A 23,793-nucleotide genomic window follows, 5' to 3' on the forward strand; every position below is an offset into this window, starting at 1 on the left:
TCCCAAGGACCCGCGGGTCTCCCAGGGACGCCTGACAGGGGTGCGCGCCCGTGGAATGCCGTCTGTCGCGGTTGTCCCATTTCAGGAGGGCTACTCGGTTCCAGCCGGCGAAGGGCGCTCCACCCGGGGCGCGAGGCGTCCGAAGGGACTGAGCCATGACCACGATCCTGGTGACCGGCGGTACCGGAACCCTCGGCCGAGTCGTCAGCGAACGGCTGCGCGCGGACGGGCACGAGGTGCGGGTACTCAGCCGGCACGCCCAGCCGTACGCCGTGGACCTGCGCCAGGGCGGCACCGTGCTGGACAAGGCCGTCGCGGGCGTGGAAACGGTCGTGCACTGCGCGAGCACTCCGGGCGGCGGTGACGAGGAGGCGACCGCGCATCTGATCGCGGCGGCGCGGCGGGCCGGGGTGGGCCATCTGGTCTACATCTCGATCGTCGGGGTCGACCGGGTGCCGCTCGGCTACTACCGGACGAAGCTCGCCGTGGAGCGGCTGATCGAGGAGTCGGGTCTTGGCTGGACCCTGCTGCGCACCACGCAGTTCCACGATCTGCTCGTCCGGGTGTTCGACACCCTGGCCAGACCGCCGGTGCTGATGCTGCCGGCCGGGCTGAAGGACCAGCCGATCGAGGTGGAAGAGGTCGCGGAGCGGCTCGCGGAGCTGGCGGCGGGCGGGCCGGCGCGGCGGGTCCCGGACATGGGCGGCCCGGAGGTGCGCACCTTCGAGTCGCTGGCCCGTACGTACCTCAGGGCCACGGGCCGCCGGCGCCGGATCGTGAACGTGCCGCTGTGGGGCCGGACGTACGGCGCCTTCCGCGGCGGCGGGCATCTGGCGCCGGAGCAGGCCGTCGGGAAGCGCACGTTCGAGGAGTACGTCGCGGTGCGCATCGAGGGCGGCCGGAGGGCGTGACGCCTACCGCCCCGGGGGTGCGAAGAGCTCGTCCTGGGCCCGGTCGCGCGCCGTCAGCAGTGCGCCGCGCAGTACGGCACCGCCGCCAAGGACACTGGCCCGCACATCGGTGACCAGCGGCGACATTCGCCGCACCCGCTCCCCGACCAGCCCGGCGAGCACCTCGCCACCGGCCTGCCCGACCTCCCCACCGAGCACCACGCACCCGGGATCCAGCACGGCGGCGACGGAGGCCGCCCCGAGAGCGAGCCGTTCGGCGAGCACATCGAGGAAACGGCCGGCGGCGTCGGCGGGGGCCCCGGACACGACGGCGGGGGACGCGGACCCCTCAAGGCGGGCGCCGGACAGGTCAGCACGAGTCCCGTACGCCTCGGCGGGGGCCCCGGACACGACGGCGGGGGTTCCGGGCACGCCGGCGGGGGTTCCGGACAGGTCAGCACGAGTCCCGTACGCCTCGGCGGGGGCCCGGGACACGACGGCGGGGGTTCCGGGCACGCCGGCGAGGGTTCCGGGCACGCCGGCGCGGACTCCGGACAACTCCACGCGGGCTCCGGACACGTCGAATGCCGCGCCCGCGTCACCGTGACCCGCCGCAGCCCCCGCACCCGCCGCAGCCCCTGCATCCCCCGCACCCGCCGCACGCCCCGCAGCCGCACCGCCGGCCACCCCCACGGCCCTCCGCACCACCTCCGCCGCCCCCAGTCCCCGGCCGTCCGCGGTCACCCGCACCCCACACTCCTCCGCCAGGGCCACGATCGCCCCGGCCGACGCCAGCGAGTGGAAGCCGCCCGCGCAGTCCGTCGCCGTCGGCACCCCGCCCGTCCCCGGCACCGGCAGGAACCCGATCTCGCCGGTGCCTCCGGACGCGCCGCGCCGCAGCGATCCGTCCAGCACCACCGCCGCCCCCGTGCCCTGCCCCAGCCACAGCAGCACGAAGGTGTCCCGGTCCCGGGCGGCACCCTCGCGCTGCTCCGCAAGCGCCGCGAGGTTGGTCTCGTTCTCGACGATGACCCGGGCGTCGGGTAGGCGTTCCTGAAGGGCCGCGACGAGGCGCCGGTGCCAGGCGGGCAGGCCGGTGGAGTCGCGGAGTTCGCCGGTGGCCGGGTCGATCAGGCCCGGCGCGCCGATGCCGACGGTGTGCAGCCTCCCCCACGCTCGAACGCCCTCGCGCGAGGGCGCCCCCACCGCCCCCGCCTCCGTCGCCGCCCGCTCCACCAGGGCGACCGCCTGCTCCACCGCGGGCCCGGTGCCCGTGTCGTCGCCGATCGGCACGGACGCCTCGGCGAGCACCCGTCCGAGCAGGTCGGAGACGGTCACGGAGACGCCCTCCGTGCGGACGTCGAGGGCGGCCAGGTACGCCCGGTCGGCGACGATGCCGTACAGCTTGGCGTTGGGACCGCGCCGCAGCTCACCGGCCTCGCCGACCACCTCGATCAGGCCGGCGGCGGTGAGTCGTTCGACCAGGTCGGCGACGGTCGGCCGGGACAGGCCGGTCAACTGCTTCAGCTGCCCGGCCGTCAACGGCCCCTCCTGCTGCAACAGCCGCAGGGCGAGCCGGTCGTTGATGGCTCGGGCGGTGCTCGGGGATGCGGGCATGCCGGGATCCTTCCAGACGGGCCTGTCGCCCCGCCTCGCCCTCTATCTATCAGGCAGGGTCCCTGATAATTTACCGCCGGACGCGATCGGCGCCAGGACACGACAAGGGGCGGGAACATGAAGGACGTGGTCTACCAGCACCGCGAGGTGATACGCGCCCGGTACGCCGTGGCGGCCGTGTTCGCCGTGCACGGCGCGGTCACCGGCTCGTTCGCCACCCGGGTCCCCTGGATCCAGGACCACGCCTCGGTGAGCCCCGGCCAGCTCGGCCTCGCACTCGCCTTCCCCGCCCTCGGCGCGTCCGTCGCGATGCCGCTCGCGGGCCGGATCAGCCACCGCTTCGGCGCCCGTACCGCCCTGCGCGGACTGCTCGCCCTGTGGACGCTGTCACTGCTCCTGCCGTCCCTGGCGCCCGATCTCCTCGCGCTGTGCCTGGCACTGTTCACCTTCGGCGCCACGGCCGGCATGGCGGACGTCGCGATGAACGCGCTCGGCGTGGAGATCGAGAACCGCCTGGGCCGCTCCATCATGTCCGGCCTGCACGGCATGTGGAGCGCGGGCGCCCTGATCGGCTCGGCCGGCGGCACGCTCGCGGCGCACCTGGGCACCGACGCCCGGCTGCACCACGCGCTGGCGGCCGCCTGTCTCACTCTGCTCGGCCTGATCGCCTGCACCTGGGTGCTGGACCTCCAGCCCGCCGAAAACGAGGAGCCCCCGCCGCGCTTCGCACTGCCGCCGAGGTCGGCGCTGCTGATCGGCGCGGTCGGCTTCTGCGCGGTGTTCGCGGAAGGCGCGAGCCTGGACTGGTCGGCGGTCTACCTGAAGGACGAACTCGGCACGTCGGCCGGTCTCGCGGCGGCCTCGACGACCGGCTTCACGCTCACGATGGCGATCGCCCGGCTCGCGGGTGACAAGGTGGTGGACCGCTACGGCTCCGTCCGCACGGTCCGTGTCGGTGGTGTCCTCGCCTTCGTGGGCGGTCTGCTGATCGTCCTCGCCCACCACCCGGCGATGGCCATGTCCGGCTTCGCGCTCATGGGCCTGGGCATCGCGGTGGTCGTCCCGCTGTGCTTCGCGGCGGCGGGCCGCAGCGGCCCGAACCCGAGCCTGGCCATCGCGGGCGTCGCCACCATCACGTACACCTCCGGCCTGGTGGCCCCGAGCGCGATCGGCACGCTGGCGCAGGCGACGAGCCTGGTGGTGTCGTTCACGCTGGTGACCCTCCTGTCGGGCGGGCTCGCCGTCTTCGCCGGCGTGCTGCGCTCCGGCGACCGGGACCGTCCGAAGGTCGTGACCGGCGGCCCACGTGTACGGAGCACCCGCGACCAGCCCTGACAATGGTCCGGCACTGCACGTACGACGAAAGCGACACCTCACATGGATCTCGGCGTCCGCTGGAAACTGCACGGCGACGGACGCACCCCGGCACCCGGAGCGGTGGTCCGGCCCGACGAGCGGCTGTCCTGGCCGCGCACCGTCGGGCTCGGCGCCCAGCACGTGGTGGCCATGTTCGGGGCATCCTTCGTGGCACCGGTCCTGATGGGCCTGGACCCCAACCTCGCGATCATGATGTCCGGCGTCGCGACCGTCATCTTCCTGCTCGCCACCCGTGGCCGGGTGCCCAGCTACCTCGGCTGCTCCCTGTCGTTCGTCGGCGTCGCGGCGGTGATCCGGGCCCAGGGCGGCACGAGCGCCACCGTGACCGGCGCGGTCCTGGTGGTCGGCGCCGCGCTCTTCCTCGTGGGACTGGCCGTGCAGCGCTTCGGCGCCCGGATCATCCACGCGGCGATGCCGCCGATCGTGACCGGCGCGGTGGTGATGCTGATCGGCTTCAACCTCGCCCCCGTCACGGCGACCACGTACTGGCCGCAGGACCAGTGGACGGCCCTGCTGGTGATGGCCTGCACCGGTCTGGCCGTCGTCTGTCTGCGTGGTTTCTGGTCCCGCATCGCGATCTTCCTCGGGCTGCTCTTCGGCTACGCCATCTCCTGGGTCTTCGACCGGATCTTCGGCCCCATCCACTCGGTCGACGCGAGCGGCAAGCTCACCGACCACTTGCGCCTGGACCTCTCGGCCGTCGCCGACGCCGACTGGATCGGCCTGCCCGCCTTCCACGGGCCGTCGTTCGAGTGGTCGGCGATCCTCGTCGCGCTGCCCGTCGTGATCGCGCTGGTCGCGGAGAACGCCGGGCACGTCAAGGCGGTCGGCGAGATGACCGGCGACCCGCTCGACGACAAGCTCGGCACGACGATCGCCGCCGACGGCGTCGGTTCGATGCTGTCCACCGCGGTCGGCGGCCCGCCCAACACGACGTACTCCGAGAACATCGGCGTCATGGCCGCGACCCGCGTCTACTCGACGGCCGCCTACTGGGCCGCCGCCGGTTTCGCCCTGCTGTTCGGTCTCTGCCCGAAGTTCGGCGCGGTGGTGGCCGCTGTCCCGGGCGGTGTCCTCGGCGGCATCACCGTCATCCTGTACGGCATGATCGGCCTGCTCGGCGCCCAGATCTGGCTCAGCGCGAAGGTGGACCTGCGCAATCCGCTCAACCTCGTACCGGCCGCCGCGGGCATCATCATCGGCGTCGGCAACGTCTCGATGGAGTTCACCGACACGTTCTCGCTGAGCGGCATCGCCCTCGGCACGCTCGTCGTCATCGTCGGCTACCACGCGCTGCGCGCGTTCGCCCCGGCCCACCTCAAGAAGCAGGGACCGCTCCTGGACGAGGGCACGTCCAGCTACGACGACGCCACGTCATAGGCGCAGGCGTGGCTACGACGACGCCAGGTCGAAGGCGTATGACGGCGAGAAGGTGCCCGGTGTCCCCTTGGCACCCGTCCGACTCCCCCGGCAGCTTGACCCACAGGTACGCGTCGATGCGCTCCTCGCCGGTGTGCAGGGAGGGCGACCGGCCGATCCTCCGTCCCTCCGGGTCGCACCAGGCGCCGTCCGCCGGTGCCCCGTTGCCATTGCGGCTGGTGCCGATGACGGCGCCGAGGTCCTCCGGCCCGCCGAGGGCGTCCAGCACCCGCCGGTCGTAGGGGATCTCGTCGGCGGTGCGGTGGAAGTTGGAGACGTTGCTGAAGACGGGGAAGCCGAGACCCCGGGCGCCACGGGCAGCCTCTCCGGGCGGGGCGACGCGGACGGCCGCGCCGGTCAGGCCCGGTCGGAGTCCTCACCCCGGTCGCCCGCCGGGTCCAGTGCGGTCAGCACCCCGGTGAGGGCGCCTAGGGCGACCACGACGGAGGCCGCCGCCACCATCGCGTTGCGCCGCGCGGCCCGCCTGCGCTCGGCCCGCCGGGCGGCCAGACGCCGGACACGTGAGCCGGACACGGTGCCGCTCCCCCCTCGTGCTCTCCCCCGCACTTCCCCCGGGCGTGGCCGCCGCGTTCGCCCGTTCCGGGGAACCGCCGGGCTCGCCGCCACGCCGGCCAGCCCAGGGCTGGGACCCTGCCCCCATGACGCAGTTGGAAGAGTTCACCACTCCCGTGGACGCGGTCGTCTCCCGGATGCGCGTGCTGGCCGCGACCCTGCCCGCTCGGGACGGGGTCGCGGTCTTCAACCGTGTCTACCTCGCCGTCACCGAGTCCGTCGGCCACCGCATCGAGACCGGGGCCTTCACCGACGTCCGGGCCGCGACCACGCTGGACGTACGGTTCGCGGAGCGCTACCTCGCGGCCGTCGACGCGGCCACGGCGGACGGGCGTCCACCCGCCTGCTGGCGACCCCTCTTCCAGTTCCGCCGTCATCCCGGCGTACGGCCGCTGCAGTTCGCGCTCGCGGGCATCAACGCGCACATCGGGCATGATCTGGCGCTCGCCGTCGTGGACGCCTGCCGTACGCTCGACTGCGACCCGGCCGAGCTGGAGGACGAGTTCGACCGCGTGGGCGACCTCCTCGTGACGCTGGAGGAGCGCATCCGCGAGGATCTGATGCCGGGTCCCGACCTGCTCCAGATCGCCGACCCGCTCACCCATCTGCTCGGCGCGTGGAGCCTGGAGCGCGCCCGGGACGCCACCTGGTCGGCCGCGCGGGCCCTGTGGGCGCTGCGCCGGCTTCCCGACCTCGCCACCGAGTTCACAGACCGCCTGGACGCGGCGGTGGGCTTCGCGGGCCGCATGCTGCTCACCCCGCTTCCCGACTGACGACCCGGCAGTCCTCGACGTCCCCGGCCACCGCACGCGGAACTCCCGTGCCCCCGCCGTACGTCGGCTGTCGGCTGTCGGGTACTTCCTACTGCGAAGGAGCACAAGGGTTGGCGATCCGGCTCGGCCTCGGCCTCCCCCAGATGCGGCGGTACGAGCCGAGCGCGGCAAGTTCCTGGACGAGCTGATCGCCGTGTGCCGGGCGGTCTGAGGCCCGGACCCGGTCGAGTACGACGGGCGGGACACGAAGATCGCACCGGCCCTCGTCGGCTTGGAGCCCGCCCGGCCGATCCCCGTCCCGCTGGCCGCGAGCAGCCCCAAGGCGCTGCGCCGGCTCGTCGACCACGCCGACGGCTGGGTGCCGGTGGGCATGTCGTCCGACGACTGGCCGCGCAGTGGGGCCGGCTGCGGGAGCCGGCGGAGGAGCGCGGCCGCACGGAGGCGATCCGGACGGTGGTGCGCGTGAACGCCATGCACTCGCCCAAGGCCTACGAGGGATCGGACCGGCTGCCCTTCCAGGGCGGCGTCGAGCAGATCGTCGAGGACCTGGTGCCCTATGCCGGGGTCGGCGTGGAGGAGTCCTGGTGGACCTCCAGGGCACCCCGAGGGACGGCGAGGAGCTCAAGGACGTGGTCGCGCAGGTGTACGAGCAGGCCCGCGCGGCCGGGGTCTGACCTCAGTCCTCCGGGAGCTCCACCGGCGCGATCTCGTCGTAGACGTCGCCGGGGCCCGGGTTGGCCGCGTCGGTCTCCCCGCCGAAGTGGTGCATGACGCCCCAGACCGCGTTCAGCGCGGTCTGGACGGCGCCCTCGGCCCAGCCGGCCGTCCAGGAGATGTCGTCACCGGCGAGGAAGACGCCCCGCTTGTCCTCGGGCAGCCGGTCCTGCATGAAGTGCGTGAACAGGCGCCGCTGGTAGCGGTAGTGGCCCGGCAGGTTGGCCTTGAACGCGCCCATGAAGTAGGGCTCGTTCTCCCAGGAGACGGTCACCGGGTTGCCGATGATGTGCTTGCGGATGTCGACCTTCGGGTAGATCTCGCCGAGCGACTTCAGCATCACCTCCATCCGCTCGTTCGCGGACAGCGGCAGCCACTTCAGGCTGTCGTCGCACCAGGTGTAGGACAGGCAGATCACGGCCGGCTTGTCGGGGCCGTCGTCCAGCAGGTAGGTCCCCCGCGTCATGCGGTCGGTGAGCGTCATCGACATGACGTCACGTCCGGTCGGATCGCCCTTGTCGTCGACGGCCTTGTCCAGCCAGAACGGCCGGTCCACGGGGACGAAGAGCTTGGACGACTCCATGTAGTGGGTGCGCTCGATGGCGGTCCAGTGGTCGATCGGGAAGAGCGAGTCGTCGCACTGGATCTTGGAGAGCAGCATCCATGACTGGGCGGTGAAGATCGCCGCCCGGAAGGTGCGGATGTCGCCGTTCGCGTCGGTCACCGTGATGTGGTTGCCGGCGGTGCGGTGCAGCCGGGTCACGGCCGGGCGGGGCTCGCCGCCCTCGTGCAGCGAGGCCAGCGACGTGCCGTACGGCCAGTGCACGATCTTCTCCGGCTCGCGCTCCCACAGCCGCAGCGGCAGCTGCTGTGAGCCGCCGACGATACCGCGGTGGTGGTCGTCGGCCTCGGTGTAGACGACCCGCAGGATCTCCAGGATGGAGTTGGGGAAGTCGGTGTCCCAGCCGCCGGTGCCGAAGCCGACCTGGCCGAAGATCTCCCGGTGCCGGAAGGACTTGAAGGCGTCGGAGTCGCACAGGAAGCCGTAGAAGGTCTGGTTGTCGAGCTTCTCGACGAGCTGGGCCCAGATCTCGCGGATGCGCGGGACGTCGCGCTCACGCATCGCCCGGTTCATGTCGGAGAAGTCGGCGCCCTCTTCGAGGCACCGGTTCCACGCCTCGGCCACGTCGCGGTAGACCTGCGGCAGGTCGTCGACGGTCTCGGCGTAGTGCGACTCGCCCTTGAGGTCGACGACGGTCGACGGGGTTCCCTCGGCCAGGGGGTTGGGGAAGGGGCGCGTCCGAAGGCCGACGAGGTCGATGTAGTGCTGGAGGGCGGTGGAGGACGGCGGGAAGCGCATCGCGCCCATCTCGGCGGTCAGCGAGGGGTCGCAGCCGTCGAAGCCGACCGTGCGCAGCCGACCGCCGATCTGGTCGGCTTCGTAGACGACGGGCTTGAGGCCCATCTTCATCAGCTCGTACGCGGCCACGATGCCCGACAGGCCACCGCCGATGACCGCGACCTCGACGCCGTGCTCGGTCGCCGGAACCTGGCCGAGGCCCGCCGGGTGCGCGAGGAAGTCGTCGTACGCGTAGGGGAAGTCCGGGCCGAACATGGTGATCGGCGGCTGCTGCTCGTCGGCGTGCTCGACGGCGTTGGGCACCGTGGACGTCATGGGGTACGGACTCCTTGCGCGAAACGGAAGATCAGGGGGGTGGGGGGCGTCAGACCAGGGACCCGTAGAGGCCGGGGCGACGGTCTTTCAGATACGGGTTGGCCCCACGGGAGGCGGCGAGGAAGGCGGGGTCCACGTCGGCGAGGACGAGTTCCTCACCGCGTCCGGCGCGGGTGCGGGCGAACCCGTCCGGCCCGGCGAGGGTGGACAGCCCCACGAACTCGAACTCGCCCTCCTGGCCGACCCGGTTGACGTACGCCACGTACATCTGGTTCTCGAAGGCCCGCACCGGCACCAGCGACTCGGCGACGAACTGGAAGGGGTGCATCTGCGCGGTCGGGACCAGCAGCAGGTCGGTGCCGGCGAGGGCGTGCGCGCGGACGTTCTCCGGGAACTCCACGTCGTAGCAGATCATGAGCCCCACCCGCAGCCCGTCCAGCTCCGCCTGGACGACCGGCTGCTCGCCCGGCGTGAAGTGGTCCCGTTCGAAGCAGCCGAAGAGGTGGGTCTTGCGGTAGTTGGCGAGCCGTGTGCCGTCGGCGGCGATCAGCTGGGCCGAGTTGAAGACCGCGTCCCCGGCGCGTTCCGGGTAGCCGTACGCGATGGCCAGGCCGTGCCGCGAGGCGATCTCGGCGACGGTGTCGGTGGCGTCGCCGTCGGCGGGCTCGGCGAGACGGGCGACGTCGTCGCCGATCGCGTAGCCGGTCAGGAACATCTCCGGCGCGACCAGCAGACCCGCACCGGAGGCGGCGGCACGACCCGCGGCCTCGTCGAGGACCTTCAGGTTCTCGACGGTGGAGCCGGGCCGGCCGGAGCTCTGGAGCAGGGCGGTGCGCATGCGTGTTCCTCACCGGGACGAATGGGTGTGGGGGCCACGTAGACGGTACGGGCGGCGGGCGCGACCGGACAAGGAGGAGCCGTTGCGCGCTGATGGCCGGATTGTTGCGTCGGTTCCGCGTCACCCGGCGATTCGTTGCGCGCCCGGTCGTACGTCCCTTCCGCCTTACCCGCCGCGCACCCGGGCCGGGTCCGCGCCGCGCCGCGCGGCGCGGACGCGGTGCCGGCTCCGGGCCGATGTGGCTCGGGGGCACCGCCGCGAGAGTGCCCGCCGTCCGGTTCACCTGCGGAAAGGACGACCATCACCGTGCTGGGTACGGCGGTGCTGCCCGCGGCCGGGGACGACGTCACCTACTCCGGACGGTCGCACGAGGCGCCGCGACTGCACCGTGGTGCCCCGGCGGCCGCCAGGGCTAGGAACGAGCGCGTCCGCGCCGGGCCGTCGCCACCAGCGCCGCGGTCACCAGGTAAGGGACCGCTAACACGGCGAAGGCCGTACTGTGCCCGGTCGCCGAGCCGATCGCCGCGTAGGCGCCGAACACCGCGACCGTGGCCAGTTCGGTGCCCAGCCCCGCGATCGAGGTGACCGTGGCCCGCGCGCCGTCCTCGATCCGGCGCTGGAGCCGGGCGTCGGCCAGCACGTTCGCCAGCTGGAAGCCACCGAAGGCGACGGCCACCAGCACGAGACCGGCCGGCGACCGGGCCAGCGCGCCCACCGCGAGGGCCAGCGCGGAACCGGCCAGCAGGCCCGCGAATCCGGCCGTGCCAAGGCGCTCGGCGGGCCCGGCGAGCAGGCTGCCGGCGGTGGCCCCCGCCCAGATCAGCAGCAGCAGATAGGGGCCGGCCCAGTCCGGTACGCCCGTGTCGCGGACCAGAAGAGGCGTGTACTCGTCGAGCGCGCCCCACACCGAGCCGACGGCCGCGACGAGCAGCAGGGCGGCTCTGACGGGGCGCCCGGGGCGCCCGGCGGCGCGCAGGGTGGTCGACCAACCGTCGCCCTCGGAGGTCTTCGCGCGGTGCTCGGGGAAACGGGTCGCCACAGCCGCCGTCAGCAGACAGGCCAGCACGCTCGCCGCCCCGACCAGCGGGTATCCACCCACCGCGAGCACCGGCCCGGCCAGCCCCATGGCCGCCATCACGGCCACCAGGCCCGCGGCCCGCGCCCGGCCCGTCACCCGGGCGTAGCTGTCGGCCGCGCCGAGCCGGTCCAGCTCCTCGTACACCAGTGCCTCCAGCGCACCGGAGCCGAGCGCCCCACCGGCGCCCCAGAGGACGAACCCGAGCGCGAACGCCCAGTACGACGGGGTGAGCACCCACAGCGCGAAGCCGACGGCGGTCAGCAGGGGGCCGAGACCCAGCAGCAGTCGGCGCGAGACGGCGTCGGCCCAGGCACCGGAGGGAACCTCCAGGAGCACACCGGTGACCGACCACAGGGCGAAGAGGGAGGAGATCTGGCCGAGGGACAGCCCGGTGTCGCCGAAGAGCAGGGCGTAGACCGGGTAGAGCAGGACGAAGTCGTCCAGGAAGGCGTAGCCGTACAGCGTCCGGGTCAGTCGCCGGACGCCCGGCTCAGGGGCGGGTGAAGGTCAATGTCGCCAGGTCATGCAAGCGATGGTAGACCGCGCGCCGGGATCAGGTGGGCGAACCCGAGGAGAAGCGCCGCAGCAGCGGCGACAGGACGAGCACGGACTTGGTCCGCTCCACGAACGGCTCCCCCGCGATCCGCTCCAGGACCCGCTCGAAGTGCCGCATGTCGGAGGCGAAGACCTGGGCGACCGCGTCCGCGTCCCCGGTGACGGTGGACGCGGCCACGACCTCCTGGTAGCGCTCCAGGCCCCGCTGGATGATCTCCGGCGAGGTGTTGCGGCGGCAGTAGATCTCGACGAACCCCTCGGTCTCCCAGCCGAGCGCCGAGGGGTCCACCCGGACGGTGAACCCGGTGATGGCGCCCGTGGCGCGCAGCCGGTCCACTCGCCGTTTCACGGCCGGCGCGGACAGGCCGACGAGCTGCCCGATGTCCGCGTAGGAGCGGCGGGCGTCCTCGGCGAGGGCGTGCACGATGCGTTCGTCGAGATCGTTCAGCACTGCGGGCGGTTCACTTCGCTTCGGGTACGGCGAGACGGGAACGGCGGTAGCCGTACAGGAAGTAGAACACGAGACCGGCGGCCATCCAGAACCCGAAGACCACCCAGGTCACGGTGTCGAGGCTGAACATGTTGTACGCGCAGAAGGCGAAGCCCAGGACCGGCAGCACCGGCCCGAACGGCACCTTGAAGGTGCGCTCCAGCTCCGGCCGCTTGTACCGCAGCACGATCACCGCGATGTTGACCAGCGCGAAGGCGAACAGCGTGCCGATGCTGGTGGCGTCGACGAGCTTGCCGAGCGGGATCAGGGCGGCGAGCACACCGCAGAACAGGGAGACGATCACCGTGTTGAGGCGGGGCGCGCCGGTCTTCTCGTGGACCTTGCCGAGCGCCTTGGGCACCAGGCCGTCGCGGGACATCGCGAAGAGGATGCGGGTCTGGCCGTAGAGCACGGTGAGGACGACGCTCGCGATGGAGATGACCGCGCCGAGGGCGAGCAGGGTGCCCCAGAAGCTCTGACCGCTGACGTCCTTCATGATCGCGGCGAGGGAGGCGTTGGAGCCCTCGAACTTGGTCCAGTTCCAGGCGCCGACGGCGACGGCCGCGACGAGCACGTACAGCGCGGTGACGATGATCAGCGAGAGCATGATCGCGCGGGGCAGGTCCTTCTTGGGGTCCTTGGCCTCCTCACCGGCGGTGGAGGCGGCGTCGAAGCCGATGTAGGAGAAGAACAGGGTGGCGCCCGCGGCGCTGACGCCCGCCATGCCGAGCGGCATGAAGTCGGCGTAGTTGCCCGACTTGAAGCCCATGAAACCGACGGCGCAGAACAGCACCAGCGCGGCGATCTTCACCGCGACCATGATCGTGTTGGCGCGGGCGGACTCACGGACGCCGCCGAGCAGGAAGACCATCGCCAGCAGCACGACGATCAGCGCGGGCAGGTTGATGACGCCGCCCTCGCCCGGCGCCGAGGACAGCGCGGAGGGGAGGGTGACGCCGATCGTCCCGTCGAGCAGCTCGTTGAGGTACTCGCCCCAGCCGACGGCCACGGCGGCGACCGACACGCCGTACTCCAGGACCAGGCACCAGCCACAGACCCAGGCGACGAGTTCGCCCATCGTTGCGTAAGCGTACGAGTAGGAGGAGCCGGCGACCGGGATGCTGCCCGCCAGTTCGGCGTACGACAGGGCCGAGAAAAGGGCCGTCAGACCCGCGATGACGAACGCCAGGGTGACCGCCGGGCCGGCCTCGGGAACGGCGTCGCCGAGCACCACGAAGATGCCGGTGCCGAGGGTGGCACCGATGCTGATCATGGTGAGCTGCCACATTCCGAGGGAGCGCCGCAGCGAGCCTCCCTCACCCTGGCCGCCCTCCGCGACCAGGCGTTCCACGGGCTTACGGCGCAGCAGACGCGCGCCGACCCCGGGGGACGGGGGGTCGGTCTGGCTGCTGTGCTGCGGGGGTGCGCCTTGGTCGAGCACGCGCTGGCTCCTTTGTTGCTGCCGGTCAGGCCGACGGGGACGGGCGGCACCCCTTGAAGTCGGGGAACCCACCGAGCGGGGTCCCCGCCACGCCACGTACGACGCGACAGCCTATGAGCAGGGGCGTTGCCGGTGTAATGCAGCAACCTTGCGTATACCTGCAAGATCATTGCGTTCCTCCGGAGGCGATGGGTGTTCGTTGCACGGCGGCTGTGAACCGTTGCGCGCGGCCCTCGTCGGCCCTCCGCGGCCCCGCCCCGCCCGGCGCACCGACGGATGCCCGGACACGCCGAACGGCCCCCGTATGTTCCCGAGGCGGGACAACGGGGGCCGTACGGAAGGAAGTTGGCTCAGTTCCAGCTGGCGTGCAGCGGCTTGCCCTCGGCGTAGCCGGCGGCGCTCTGGACACCGACGACGGCCTTCTCCGCGAACTCCTCCAGGGAGGCCGCGCCGGCGTAGGTGCAGGAGGAGCGGACGCCCGCGATGATCGAGTCGATCAGGTCCTCCACGCCGGGGCGGGCCGGGTCGAGGAACATCCGGGAGGTGGAGATGCCCTCCTCGAACAGGCCCTTGCGGGCGCGGTCGTACGCCGACTCCTCGGACGTGCGGTTGGCCACGGCACGCGCGGACGCCATGCCGAACGACTCCTTGTAGAAACGCCCGTCGGCGTCCTGCTGGAGGTCGCCCGGCGACTCGTACGTCCCGGCGAACCACGAGCCGACCATCACGTTGGAGGCACCGGCGGCCAGCGCCATCGCCACGTCACGCGGGTGCCGGACACCGCCGTCGGCCCACACGTGCTTGCCGTACTTCTTCGCCTCGGCGGCGCACTCGAGCACCGCCGAGAACTGCGGCCGGCCCACGCCGGTCATCATCCGGGTGGTGCACATGGCGCCGGGGCCCACACCGACCTTGACGATGTCGGCGCCCGCCTCGATCAGGTCGCGCACACCCTGCGCCGAGACGATGTTGCCGGCCACGATCGGCACCTGCGGGTCGAGGGCGCGCACCAGCTTGACGGCGCTGATCATCGACTCCTGGTGGCCGTGCGCCGTGTCGATGACGAGCGTGTCCACGCCCGCGTCGAGCAACTGCTTGGCCTTGCCGGCGACATCGCCGTTGATGCCGACGGCGGCGGCGATGCGCAGCTTGCCGTTCGCGTCGACGGCCGGCGTGTAGAGCGTGGCGCGCAGCGCGCCGTTGCGGGTGAGGATGCCGGCGAGCTTGCCGTCGGCGTCGACGGCGGGGGCGTAGCGCCGGTTGTGGTGGTCGAGGGTGTTGAACGCCTCGCGCGGGTCCATGTCGGCGTCGAGCAGCAACAGCTCGTCCTTGGACATGACCACTTCGAGCTGGGTGAAGCGGTCGACACCGGTGAGGTCCCGGTCGGTGACGACACCGATCGGGCGGTTCTCCTCGTCGACGACGACGCCGGCGTTGTGGGCCCGCTTGGGCAGCAGGGAGAGCGCGTCGGCGACGGTCTGGTGCGGGGCGAGCACGATGGGGGTGTCGAGGACCAGGTGGCGGCTCTTCACCCAGGAGACGACCTCGGTGACGACGTCGATCGGGATGTCCTGCGGGATGACCACGAGGCCGCCGCGCCGGGCCATGGTCTCGGCCATGCGGCGGCCGGCGATGGCGGTCATGTTGGCGACGACGAGCGGAATCGTGGTGCCCGTGCCGTCCGGGGAGCTGAGGTCCACGCCCTGACGGGAGCCGACCGCGCTGCGGCTCGGCACCATGAACACGTCGTCGTACGTCAGGTCGTACGAGGGCTGGATGTCGTTGAGGAAACGCACGTGCTGCACATCCCAGTCGATCAGAGGTGGCCCCCGGACAGGTCAGCCAGGGGAGAAGAGCACGTACTTCATTGTCCCATGTCGGCCGGAACGTGATGCCCGGTGACTTCATCCAGGCAGGTCAGGGGGTCCTTAGGAGGATCCTCCAAGGGCGAGCGCCACGGTCAGCCCCGCGGCCGCGTCCGCGGCCTGCGCGAACACCTCCTGGGCGGTCTCCCACTCCCCGGGCCGCGCCCGCGCGTACGCCCGCCAGTTCCGTACGACGACCAGCAGCCCCCGCTCGGCCGCGTCCCCGGGCCAGACACCCTGGTCGGAGAGGCTGTCGGCGAGCGCGTCCCAGTTGCGGCCGAACCAGCCGGGCAACTGGAGCGCCGCGGAACAGCGGTCCATCAGGCCCGCCTTGTCCGTGACCCCGTCGAGGTCGAGGGTCACCACGCGATCCGTCATCCCCGCACCCATCGTCGTCGCGGACGGGACGAACCATGGCGGCGCGCCACCACGGCTCTCCCCGTCCGACCATCCGTCAGGGGCCGTCCGGATCGGCCCTGTTCAGCGCCGGCCGCGGCGTCGGTCCGGCCGCCATCAGGCAGTCGGCCGCGGAGGTGTCCGTGACCAGGCTGGTGACGAGCCCCGACCGCAGCACCGCGTCGATGGCGGCCGCCTTGCGCTGCCCACCCGCTATCGCGACGACCTCGGGGATACGGCGCAGCTGGTCGGCCTTGACCGTGATGCACCGCTCCCCCAGGTCCCGTCCGACCCGGCGGCCGTCGGAGTCGAAGAGGTGCGCGGACATCTCGGCGGCGACACCGAGGGAGGCGTAGTGGGAGCGCTCCTCGTCGCTGAGCATGTCGTGCACCGTGGAGATGCCGGGCTCCCAGGAGCCGATCGAGACGCAGGCGACCGTGACCTTGTCGAAGTACTCGAAGGCTCGGGCGATCCCGGTCTGGTGACGCAGCGCGGCCGCGGTGGCGGCGTCCGGCAGCAGCATCGGCGCGTAGATCGGATGGGCGTCGCCGCCCGAGACCTGCGCGGCCCGGCGGACCGCCTCGACCGAGCCGCGCTCGGCGGTCCCGGCGTCGTAGACCCCCGTCAGCTGCACGACCGTGCAGGGCGGCAGCTTGTCGAGGGCGGCGGCCATGTGGATGGTGGAGCGGCCCCAGGCCAGCCCGAGCACATCGCCCTCGTTGACCAGCTCGCCGAGCAGGTCGGCGGCCACCTCGCCCAGGTTCTCGGGGTCGGGGGTCTCCTCCGCCTCGGCCGGCGACTCGACCACGACGGCGTGTCTGAGGCCGTACCGGGCGCGCAGCGCGTCCGAGCGCTCGGCGTCCAGTTCGGCCGGGACACGGATCTCGATGCGTACGAGATCCCGTTCGAGGGCGGTCTCCAGGACCCGGGCCACCTTGAAGCGGCTGACGCCGAACTCCTCCGCGATCTGGATCTTGGACTTGCCCTCGAGGTAGAAGCGGCGGGCCATGGCCGCCGCCTGCACCAGCTCTGCGGGTCCCATCCGCATGGCTGACCGGCCCGCCGACATACCCGACACGGCGATCTCCTCACTGCTGTTCACACTCTGGATTCGCCGTTCATCCTTGCAGATCCGGCGCTCTTGATCAGCCCTGCTGGGCGCCCGACGGGCGCCGTTCACGTAACCGTGGCTCAGTGGTCGCACGCCCATGCCGCGTGCTTCGTCGCGGCCTCCGCCTTCGCGCGCAGAGCCTGCACCGCGGCGGCCGGGTCGTCGGCCCCGTACACGGCGGATCCGGCCACGAACACGTCGGCGCCCGCTTCCGCGCAGCGTTCGATGGTCGTGTCCGAGACCCCGCCGTCGACCTGCAGCCACAGCTCCAGACCGTGCTTCCCGATCAGTTCGCGGGTGCGGCGGATCTTCGGCAGCATGATGTCGAGAAACGCCTGCCCGCCGAAGCCCGGCTCGACGGTCATGATCAGTAGCATGTCGAGCTCGGGCAGCAGATCCTCGTACGGCTCGATGGGCGTCGCCGGCTTCAGCGCCATGGACGCCCGGGCGCCCTTCGCCCGGATCTCCCTGGCCAGCCGGACCGGCGCGGCGGCCGCCTCGATGTGGAAGGTGACCGAGGAGGCGCCCGCCTCCACGTACTGCGGGGCCCACCGGTCGGGGGCCTCGATCATCAGATGGCAGTCCAGCGGGGTGTCCGTCGCACGGGCCAGCGACTCCACGACCGGCACGCCGAGCGTGAGGTTCGGGACGAAATGGTTGTCCATGACGTCGACGTGGAGCCAGTCGGCCCCTTCGACCGCCCGCGCCTCGTCGGCGAGACGAGCGAAGTCGGCGGACAGGATGCTGGGGTTGATCTGCGCGGCCATGACCTAAGCGTGCCATGTCCCTGCACGGATGTTCGCGTCGGTCGGGATATGGGCACGCTCTTCGGATGTTCCGCCCGGAACCGGGGGCCGTCAGCCCGTGCGCCGGACGACCGCCAGATACATCGCGTCCGTCCCGTGCCGATGCGGCCACAGCTGTACGTCCGGCCCGTCCCCGAGGTCCGGCACTCCCGGCAGCAGCGGCCTGACGTCGACCAGCTCCGTCTGCGGGAACTGCTTGAGCACGTCCATGACCACGGCCCGGGTCTCCGCAAGGTGCGGCGAGCAGGTGGCGTACCCGACGACACCGCCGACCCGCACGGACTCCAGAGCCGTCCGCAGCAGCCCGCGCTGCAGCGGGGCGAAGCCCTCGAGGTCCTCCGGGCGGCGCCGCCACCGGGCCTCGGGCCGTCGGCGCAGCGCGCCGAGACCGGTGCACGGCACGTCCATCAGCACCCGGTCGAACGAGCCGGGCCGCCACGGCGGCCGGGTCCCGTCGGCGGCGATGACCTGGTACGGACCGGGGTTGCCGTGCAGCGCCTTGGCCACCAGCCCGGCCCGGTGCGGCTGCTTCTCCGAGGCGAGCAGCATGGCCCCGCGCTCGGCGGCGAGGGCGGCGAGCAGCGCCGCCTTGCCGCCCGGTCCCGCACACCCGTCCAGCCACTTCTCGTCGGGCCCGTCGAGCGGGGCGTTCGCGAGCGCCAGCGCGACCAGCTGGCTCCCCTCGTCCTGCACACCGGCCCGGCCGTCCCGCACGGCCTCGATCGACCCGGGCTCGCCGCCCTCGGTGAGCCGCACGGCGTACGGCGACCAGCGCCCCGGCACGGCGGCGTCCTCGCGCAGCAACTCGTCGGCCGTGGCCCGCCCCGGCCGCGCGACCAGCGTCACCTCGGGCCGCTCGTTGTCGGCGGCCAGCAGTTCCTCGATGCCGGCCCGGCCACCGCCGAGCGAGTCCCACAGCGCGGAGACGACCCAGCGCGGGTGCGAGTGCACGACGGCGAGGTGGTCCTCGGGATCCTCGTCGTAGGGCGGCGCGACGCGCTCCAGCCATCCGTCGAGGTCGTGCTGCGCGACCTTGCGCAGTACGGCGTTCACGAACTTGGCCCGCCCGTCGCCGAGCACGACCCGGGCCAGCTCCACGGTGGCGGAGACGGCCGCGTGCGTGGGGATCCGCGTGCCGAGCAGCTGGTGCGCACCGAGGCTCAGCACGTCCAGGACCGGCGGATCGACCTCCCTGAGCGGCCGGTCGACGCACTCCGCGATCACGGCGTCGTACGTCCCCTGCCGGCGCAGCGTCCCGTACACCAGCTCGGTCGCCAGCGCCGCGTCCCGCCCGTCGAAGTCCCCGCCCTCCCGCGCCTTGCGCAGCAGCGGCGGCAGCACCAGGTTCGCGTACGCGTCCCTCTCGTCCACGGCCCGCAGCGCCTCGAAGGCGAGGATGCGGACGGGGTCCTTCTTGGGCCGGCGATAGGGCTTGCCGTGCGTGCGGGGCCGACGGGAGGTGTCGCTCACGTAAAGGTGCTCCGGATTTCTGTCTGCGGTGTGCACCCAGCGTACGTCGCACGGCCCTGGGCGCTGGCTCAGCCCCCGAGCGTCTCCCCGTCCGCGATCCGCACCCCGCGCGCCCAGTCCGCGGCCCGCATCGGCTTCTTGCCCTGGGCCTGGACCCACAGCAACTCGACGGCGTACGAGCCGGTGCCGGCGTACACGTTGTTCTTTCCGACGGACAGCTGCCCCGGGGCGAGGTCCGTCCGGTCGGGGACCGGCGCGACCTGCACGAGCTTGAGGCGCTCACCCCGGAAGCCGGTCCAGGCACCGGGCGCGGGGGTGCAGCCGCGCACGACCCGGTCGACGCGCAGGGCGGGGGTCGCCCAGTCGACCCGGGCGTCCTCGACGGTGATCTTCGGAGCGACGGTCACCCCGTCCGCGGGCTGCGGTACGGCCTTCAGGGTGCCCTCCGCGATACCGTCCATGGTCGCGGCGAGCAGCCCTGCGCCTGCGAAGGCCAGCCGCGTCAGCAGGTCGCCGCTGGTGTCGGTGGGGCGGATCGTCTCGGTCACGGTGCCGTAGACGGGCCCCGAGTCGAGGCCCTCCTCGATGAGGAAGGTGGAGGCGCCGGTGATCTCGTCGCCGGACATGATGGAGTGCTGCACGGGCGCGGCGCCGCGCCAGGCGGGCAGCAGCGAGAAGTGCAGGTTGACCCAGCCGTGGGCGGGGATGTCGAGGGCGACCCGGGGCAGTAGCGCGCCGTACGCCACGACGGGACAGCAGTCCGGCCCGATCTCGCGCAGCCGCTCCAGGAACTCCGGCTCCCGCGGCCTGGCCGGCTTCAGCACCTCGAGCCCGGCCTCCTCGGCCCGCTCCGCCACGGGCGACGCGACCAGCCTGCGCCCGCGCCCGGCCGGCGCGTCCGGCCGCGTGACGACGGCGACCACCTCGTGCCGGCCGGAGTCGAGCAGGGCGTCCAGAGCGGGAACAGCGACCTCGGGGGTACCGGCGAAGACAAGCTTCATGTGCGGACACGGGCCTCTCGGCTGGGGTTGGTCAGGGCAACGCACAAGTCTATTGCGCGGCCCGCCGATTGCCCGCTCAGCCTCCTGCACCGCTGGAATCCGGTGGTGCCCGGGTGGGGGGACGGACCCCCAGCGCGCCACCCCATGGGGCGGCGCACGCATATGCCCCCGCGCCCCCATACCGTGACCACCGGCCCCCGAACGCGTTGGTCAAGAAAGAGTTGACCAACGGGCCGCACCAGCGGCCCGATCCTTTCTCCTCAACGCCGGTTCGAGAGGCTTGTTCATGGCCGACCACGCAACCCACGACGCCCAGGCTCGGGCCAGCCTGCACTTGCTGGTGCGGGACATCGAGCGGGTCCGCCGGCAGGTGGACGCACTGCGCACCCTCACCGCCCAGCTGGGCAACGTCTACCGCCCGCGCCGCTCCGGTCCTTCCACGGGCTTCGTCGTGTACGGACGCGCCCCAGCCCCGACGGTCCGTCTCGCCCAGGAACTGCGGGACAGTGTCGAGACCCTGGTCACCGCCGCGGTCGACTTCGACCGGTCGCTGGGCTTCTCGTGGGACGCGGTGGGCTCCGCCCTCGGAGTCACCAAGCAGGCGGTGCACCGCCGCTACGGCTCCCGCCGCGCCACCACGCAGGCCGCGGCCGAGGCCGAGCGGAGCACGGAACCGGCGGCGACCCGCGCGGTGAACGTAGGCGCCGGCCTCCCCACGGTGCCGACGGTTCCCGCGGCCCGCTCCATGCCGACCCAGCCGACGGCGGGCAGCCCGTCGCTCCGCGAAGAGATCAGGCCGACCGCCTTCCCCGGCCCCCGCAACGGCTGACCCACCCCCCACCCCACGGCTGCCAGACCCGCCCTCCCGGCGACGCCCGGGAGGGCAGCCGTACGAATGGGGCCGGCCTTCATCCGTGTCCCGCGCAGTCACCGGCGTCGGCCACGAGCTTCCCCCACCGCGAGGCCGGCCGCGTCGATGACCAGCATCCGCGTCGGCCCCCCTCCGGAAGCCACCCACCGACCTCGGGCCCCCACGGACAGTGGGCCAGGCCCCCGCCCGCACGGACAGTCACCCGGGGCCCGCCGCAGTGAGCGCCCGCCGCACGGGGGAGCCACCCAGTCCCCCTCCGCTCCGCGAAGGTGCGCCGCACCAGCAGTCCCCGCCCGCGACAACGAGAGCCCGCCGCACCGGCATCCACCCAGACCCCCACCGCGAAGGGACACCCAGCAGTCACCCCGCCCGCGACCACGAGGGCCCGCCGCACGGGGAGCCACGCAGACCCCACCAGGCACCCGCCCGAGCACCCACCACATGGACAGCCACCGCACCCACACGGCAAGCGGCCCCACCCCGGCCCCCGCCTGAGCCCCTACCGCCGGAGCCCGCCGTCCAAGTCCCGGTCCCCCGCCGTCGCCGGCGTCACCGCCCTCACCCGATGTCCGGTGGGTCGATCCGCACCCACACCGCCACTCCGCTCCCCCGAGCCATCCGTGCCGCCTGCGCGGCCTTCAGCGCGGCGGCCAGCGCCGAACCGCGCCCCGGCGGGACCCGGACCAGCCCTCGCACCCACTGCTCCCCGGGCGGCGGCGCCCCGGCCCGCCGCGAGCGGCCCGCCGCGAGCGGTGTGACGGACAGGGGCACGGGGCCCAACACCTCGGCCTCCGGCGGCAGTTCGACCATCTGCAAGAACTCCGTGACCGCCTCCAGCGGACCCGACACGGCCGCCATCCGCGACACCGGCGGGAACCCCAGCTCCGCCCGCTCGGCCAGCTCCCGTACCGCGTGGCCCACGGGATCCCACCGCACCAGCGCCTGCACGGGCCGCAACGTCGGCTCGGCGACGACGACCACGGTCCCCCCGTCACCCTGCGGCCGCACCAGCGCCGAGGCCGCGATCCAGCGCCGCAGCGCGTCCTCACCGGCCCGCAGATCCGGCCGCCCGAGCATGGCCCACCCGTCGAGCAGCAGTGCCGCGGCGTACCCGCCCTCGGCCACCGGCTCGGCCCCCGGCGTGCTCACCACCAGCGCCGGGGCCCCCGGCACCGTGTCCAGCACATGCTCGCGCCCCGACGTCCGCACCGGCACGGCGGGAAACGCCCGCCCCAGCTCCTCGGCGGTCCGCCGCGCGCCCACGACCTGCGCCCGCAACCGGAACCCCCCGCACTCCGGACAGTGCCACGAACCCTCCTCGCGCCCGCACCACCCGCAACGCGGCGCCCCCGCGTCCCGCGCCTCCAGCGGCCCGGCGCAGTGCCGGCACCGCGCGGGCGCCCGGCACTGCGCGCAGGCCATCCGCGGCACATAGCCCCGCCGCGGCACCTGCACCAGCACCGGCCCGAGCCGCAGCCCGTCCCTGACCACCTGCCAGGCCAGGCTCGGCAGCCGTGCGGCCCGTGCGGCCTCGTCCCGCGCCAGATCCTGGTCCCCCACCGTCCGCACCAGCGGCGCGGCGGCCCGCACCTGCTCCCGCACGGCGACCAGCGGCCGCGCCCACCCGCTCTCGACGAGCTGCGCGGCCTCGACGGTGCAGCTCCAACCACCCAGCAGGAACGCGCACTTGTCCTGGGCGGCGCGCAGCAACAGCACGTCCCTCGCATGCGGCTGCGGCGCGTGCTGCTCGCTGTGGCTGTCGTCCCCGTCGTCCCAGACGGCGACCAGCCCGAGATCCTGAACGGGCGCGAACATCGCGGCGCGCGTCCCCACCACGGCCCGTACCGACCCGCGCCGCACGGCGAGCCACTGCCGGTACCGCTTCTCCGGACCCGCGTCGGCGGTCAACAGCGCGTGCCGCCCCTCACCCAGCAGAGCCGTCAACTCCGCGTCGACCCGAGAGGCGGTCCGGCCATCCGGTACGACAACCAGCGCACCGCGTCCCGACGCCAGTGCGGCGGCGACGGCCCGGGCCAGTTCGGCACTCCACGCGGGGCCGGGCAGGGCGTTCCACACGGCCCGTGGGGCGCCCCCGGCGGCCAGCGCGTCCAGGAACGCCGCTCCGTTCTCGTAGTGCGCCCAGGACCCCGCTTCGGGCGCCGGGGGCGCCGGGAGCGGCGCGGGCGACGGTCGCTGCTCGGCCCGGGCGCTGCGCGGCGGCACGGCGAGCTGCAGTACGTCGGCGAGGCTCCCGGCGTACCGGTCGGCGACGGCCCGGGCCAGTCCCAGCAGCTCCTCGCTGAGCACCGGCTCCGGGGAGACCACCTGCGCCAGCGCCGCCAGCGGCCCCGCGTAGTCCGACTCGGCCAGCCGCTCGACGAGGAACCCGTCGATCAGGCCACCACCCTCACGGCGCCCTTCCCGCACCCGGTGCCGCCCGGCCCCGAACCGCACCCGCACCCGCACACCGGGCTGTGCGTCGGCGTCGAGCTCCTCGGGCACGGCGTAGTCGAAGTAGCGGTCGAGGTGCAGCACGCCCTTGTCCACGAGCACCCGCGCCACGGGCAACTCCCTGGCCAGCGCGGCCCCTCGCCAGGTACGGGGCTTGGCCCGGGGCGTGCCGGCCTTGCGGACGCTCTCCCGGATGAACGCGAGCTGCTCCGGCGGCGCGCCCTCCGCGCCGCCGTTCCGCTGGCTGTTCTCGCTGCTCACGCTTGCATTCTTACCAAACGCCACTGACAACCGACGGGCGAGTGGCCCGGGCGGCCCCGGACGCGGCGAGGCCCGGCCCCCGAAGGGAACCGGGCCTGACGTGAAGCGGAGTGGCCCTGCC

Annotated in this window: 18 protein-coding genes and 3 pseudogenes; 6 read left to right on the plus strand and 15 right to left on the minus strand. The window is 73.1% G+C overall.

Features of this window, described 5'->3' with window-relative positions; genetic code table 11:
• Positions 1-155: 155 nt before the first annotated feature.
• Entirely contained in the window at positions 156-911 is a 756-nt protein-coding gene (locus AB0O67_RS12910) for an NAD(P)H-binding protein (RefSeq protein WP_365449175.1), read from the plus strand.
• A gap of 726 nt (positions 912-1,637) precedes the next feature.
• On the opposite strand, the pseudogene AB0O67_RS12915 reads toward AB0O67_RS12910, so the two are convergent.
• Positions 1,638-2,507 (minus strand): annotated as a pseudogene (locus AB0O67_RS12915) (ROK family transcriptional regulator); the annotation flags it as partial.
• A gap of 117 nt (positions 2,508-2,624) precedes the next feature.
• On the opposite strand from AB0O67_RS12915, the gene AB0O67_RS12920 reads away from it, so the two are divergent.
• Together AB0O67_RS12920 and AB0O67_RS12925 are read left to right on the plus strand one after the other, a co-directional pair.
• The gene (locus AB0O67_RS12920; protein WP_365449177.1) at positions 2,625-3,842 is read left to right on the plus strand and encodes an MFS transporter; all 1,218 of its coding nucleotides are present in this window, start codon (positions 2,625-2,627) and stop codon (positions 3,840-3,842) included.
• A gap of 42 nt (positions 3,843-3,884) precedes the next feature.
• Positions 3,885-5,264, plus strand: a complete 1,380-nt coding sequence (locus AB0O67_RS12925) for a solute carrier family 23 protein (RefSeq protein ID WP_365449179.1) — start codon at positions 3,885-3,887, stop codon at positions 5,262-5,264.
• Positions 5,265-5,276: 12 nt separating this feature from the next.
• On the opposite strand, the pseudogene AB0O67_RS12930 reads toward AB0O67_RS12925, so the two are convergent.
• Together AB0O67_RS12930 and AB0O67_RS12935 are read right to left on the minus strand one after the other, a co-directional pair.
• A pseudogene (locus tag AB0O67_RS12930) lies at positions 5,277-5,592 on the minus strand (glycoside hydrolase family 6 protein); the annotation flags it as partial.
• A gap of 68 nt (positions 5,593-5,660) precedes the next feature.
• On the minus strand, positions 5,661-5,837 hold the full coding sequence (locus AB0O67_RS12935; RefSeq protein ID WP_365449181.1) for a hypothetical protein: 177 nt from the start codon (positions 5,835-5,837) through the stop codon (positions 5,661-5,663).
• Between the two features lie 125 nt (positions 5,838-5,962).
• Here AB0O67_RS12935 and AB0O67_RS12940 point away from each other — a divergent pair, with 125 nt between their 5' ends.
• Entirely contained in the window at positions 5,963-6,649 is a 687-nt protein-coding gene (locus AB0O67_RS12940) for a DUF5995 family protein (protein WP_365449183.1), read from the plus strand.
• A 157-nt stretch (positions 6,650-6,806) separates the two neighbouring features.
• Positions 6,807-7,323 (plus strand): annotated as a pseudogene (locus AB0O67_RS12945) (LLM class flavin-dependent oxidoreductase); the annotation flags it as partial.
• A gap of 2 nt (positions 7,324-7,325) precedes the next feature.
• On the opposite strand, the gene AB0O67_RS12950 reads toward AB0O67_RS12945, so the two are convergent.
• The 11 genes from AB0O67_RS12950 to fmt form a co-directional block, all read right to left on the minus strand.
• Complete coding sequence (locus AB0O67_RS12950) at positions 7,326-9,038, minus strand: NAD(P)/FAD-dependent oxidoreductase (protein WP_365449185.1); 1,713 nt, start codon at positions 9,036-9,038, stop codon at positions 7,326-7,328.
• Between the two features lie 49 nt (positions 9,039-9,087).
• Positions 9,088-9,876 (minus strand): carbon-nitrogen hydrolase family protein, encoded by a 789-nt coding sequence (locus AB0O67_RS12955; RefSeq protein WP_365449187.1) that lies wholly within the window; start codon positions 9,874-9,876, stop codon positions 9,088-9,090.
• Positions 9,877-10,288: 412 nt separating this feature from the next.
• Complete coding sequence (locus AB0O67_RS12960; RefSeq protein WP_365449231.1) at positions 10,289-11,428, minus strand: MFS transporter; 1,140 nt, start codon at positions 11,426-11,428, stop codon at positions 10,289-10,291.
• Between the two features lie 79 nt (positions 11,429-11,507).
• Positions 11,508-11,960 (minus strand): Lrp/AsnC family transcriptional regulator, encoded by a 453-nt coding sequence (locus AB0O67_RS12965; RefSeq protein WP_365449189.1) that lies wholly within the window; start codon positions 11,958-11,960, stop codon positions 11,508-11,510.
• 10 nt (positions 11,961-11,970) lie between these two features.
• On the minus strand, positions 11,971-13,440 hold the full coding sequence (locus AB0O67_RS12970; protein WP_365449191.1) for an amino acid permease: 1,470 nt from the start codon (positions 13,438-13,440) through the stop codon (positions 11,971-11,973).
• A 350-nt stretch (positions 13,441-13,790) separates the two neighbouring features.
• Positions 13,791-15,236, minus strand: coding sequence for a GuaB1 family IMP dehydrogenase-related protein (locus tag AB0O67_RS12975; protein ID WP_365449233.1), 1,446 nt, complete (start codon positions 15,234-15,236; stop codon positions 13,791-13,793).
• A 132-nt stretch (positions 15,237-15,368) separates the two neighbouring features.
• Complete coding sequence (locus tag AB0O67_RS12980) at positions 15,369-15,683, minus strand: barstar family protein (RefSeq protein ID WP_365449193.1); 315 nt, start codon at positions 15,681-15,683, stop codon at positions 15,369-15,371.
• 76 nt (positions 15,684-15,759) lie between these two features.
• Positions 15,760-16,803 carry a sugar-binding domain-containing protein gene (locus AB0O67_RS12985; protein WP_365449195.1) on the minus strand — a complete coding sequence of 348 codons (1,044 nt, stop codon included), beginning with the start codon at positions 16,801-16,803 and terminating at the stop codon, positions 15,760-15,762.
• Between the two features lie 89 nt (positions 16,804-16,892).
• Positions 16,893-17,579: a ribulose-phosphate 3-epimerase gene (gene rpe / locus AB0O67_RS12990; protein ID WP_365449197.1), complete on the minus strand. Its 687-nt coding sequence runs from the start codon at positions 17,577-17,579 to the stop codon at positions 16,893-16,895.
• A gap of 90 nt (positions 17,580-17,669) precedes the next feature.
• On the minus strand, positions 17,670-19,088 hold the full coding sequence (locus tag AB0O67_RS12995) for a transcription antitermination factor NusB (RefSeq protein WP_365449199.1): 1,419 nt from the start codon (positions 19,086-19,088) through the stop codon (positions 17,670-17,672).
• A gap of 68 nt (positions 19,089-19,156) precedes the next feature.
• A complete protein-coding gene (gene fmt, locus AB0O67_RS13000; protein WP_365449201.1) occupies positions 19,157-20,089 on the minus strand; it encodes a methionyl-tRNA formyltransferase in 933 nt (310 codons plus the stop codon).
• 286 nt (positions 20,090-20,375) lie between these two features.
• On the opposite strand from fmt, the gene AB0O67_RS13005 reads away from it, so the two are divergent.
• The gene (locus tag AB0O67_RS13005) at positions 20,376-20,918 is read left to right on the plus strand and encodes a hypothetical protein (protein ID WP_365449203.1); all 543 of its coding nucleotides are present in this window, start codon (positions 20,376-20,378) and stop codon (positions 20,916-20,918) included.
• 600 nt (positions 20,919-21,518) lie between these two features.
• Here AB0O67_RS13005 and AB0O67_RS13010 read toward each other — a convergent pair.
• Positions 21,519-23,672 carry a primosomal protein N' gene (locus tag AB0O67_RS13010; protein ID WP_365449205.1) on the minus strand — a complete coding sequence of 718 codons (2,154 nt, stop codon included), beginning with the start codon at positions 23,670-23,672 and terminating at the stop codon, positions 21,519-21,521.
• Positions 23,673-23,793: the final 121 nt, after the last annotated feature.

Origin of the sequence: Streptomyces sp. NPDC086077 (genome assembly GCF_040686175.1) — a bacterium.
Taxonomy (GTDB): domain Bacteria; phylum Actinomycetota; class Actinomycetes; order Streptomycetales; family Streptomycetaceae; genus Streptomyces.

Bases quoted from the DNA above. Each gene is read 5' to 3' on its own strand.
- AB0O67_RS12940 (WP_365449183.1), top strand. From the start codon at position 5,963: ATGACGCAGTTGGAAGAGTTCACCACTCCCGTGGACGCGGTCGTCTCC.
- fmt (WP_365449201.1), bottom strand. From the start codon at position 20,089: ATGAAGCTTGTCTTCGCCGGTACCCCCGAGGTCGCTGTTCCCGCTCTG.
- AB0O67_RS12920 (WP_365449177.1), top strand. From the start codon at position 2,625: ATGAAGGACGTGGTCTACCAGCACCGCGAGGTGATACGCGCCCGGTAC.
- AB0O67_RS12950 (WP_365449185.1), bottom strand. From the start codon at position 9,038: ATGACGTCCACGGTGCCCAACGCCGTCGAGCACGCCGACGAGCAGCAG.
- AB0O67_RS12910 (WP_365449175.1), top strand. From the start codon at position 156: ATGACCACGATCCTGGTGACCGGCGGTACCGGAACCCTCGGCCGAGTC.
- AB0O67_RS12925 (WP_365449179.1), top strand. From the start codon at position 3,885: ATGGATCTCGGCGTCCGCTGGAAACTGCACGGCGACGGACGCACCCCG.
- AB0O67_RS12955 (WP_365449187.1), bottom strand. From the start codon at position 9,876: ATGCGCACCGCCCTGCTCCAGAGCTCCGGCCGGCCCGGCTCCACCGTC.
- AB0O67_RS12980 (WP_365449193.1), bottom strand. From the start codon at position 15,683: ATGACGGATCGCGTGGTGACCCTCGACCTCGACGGGGTCACGGACAAG.
- AB0O67_RS13005 (WP_365449203.1), top strand. From the start codon at position 20,376: ATGGCCGACCACGCAACCCACGACGCCCAGGCTCGGGCCAGCCTGCAC.
- rpe (WP_365449197.1), bottom strand. From the start codon at position 17,579: ATGGCCGCGCAGATCAACCCCAGCATCCTGTCCGCCGACTTCGCTCGT.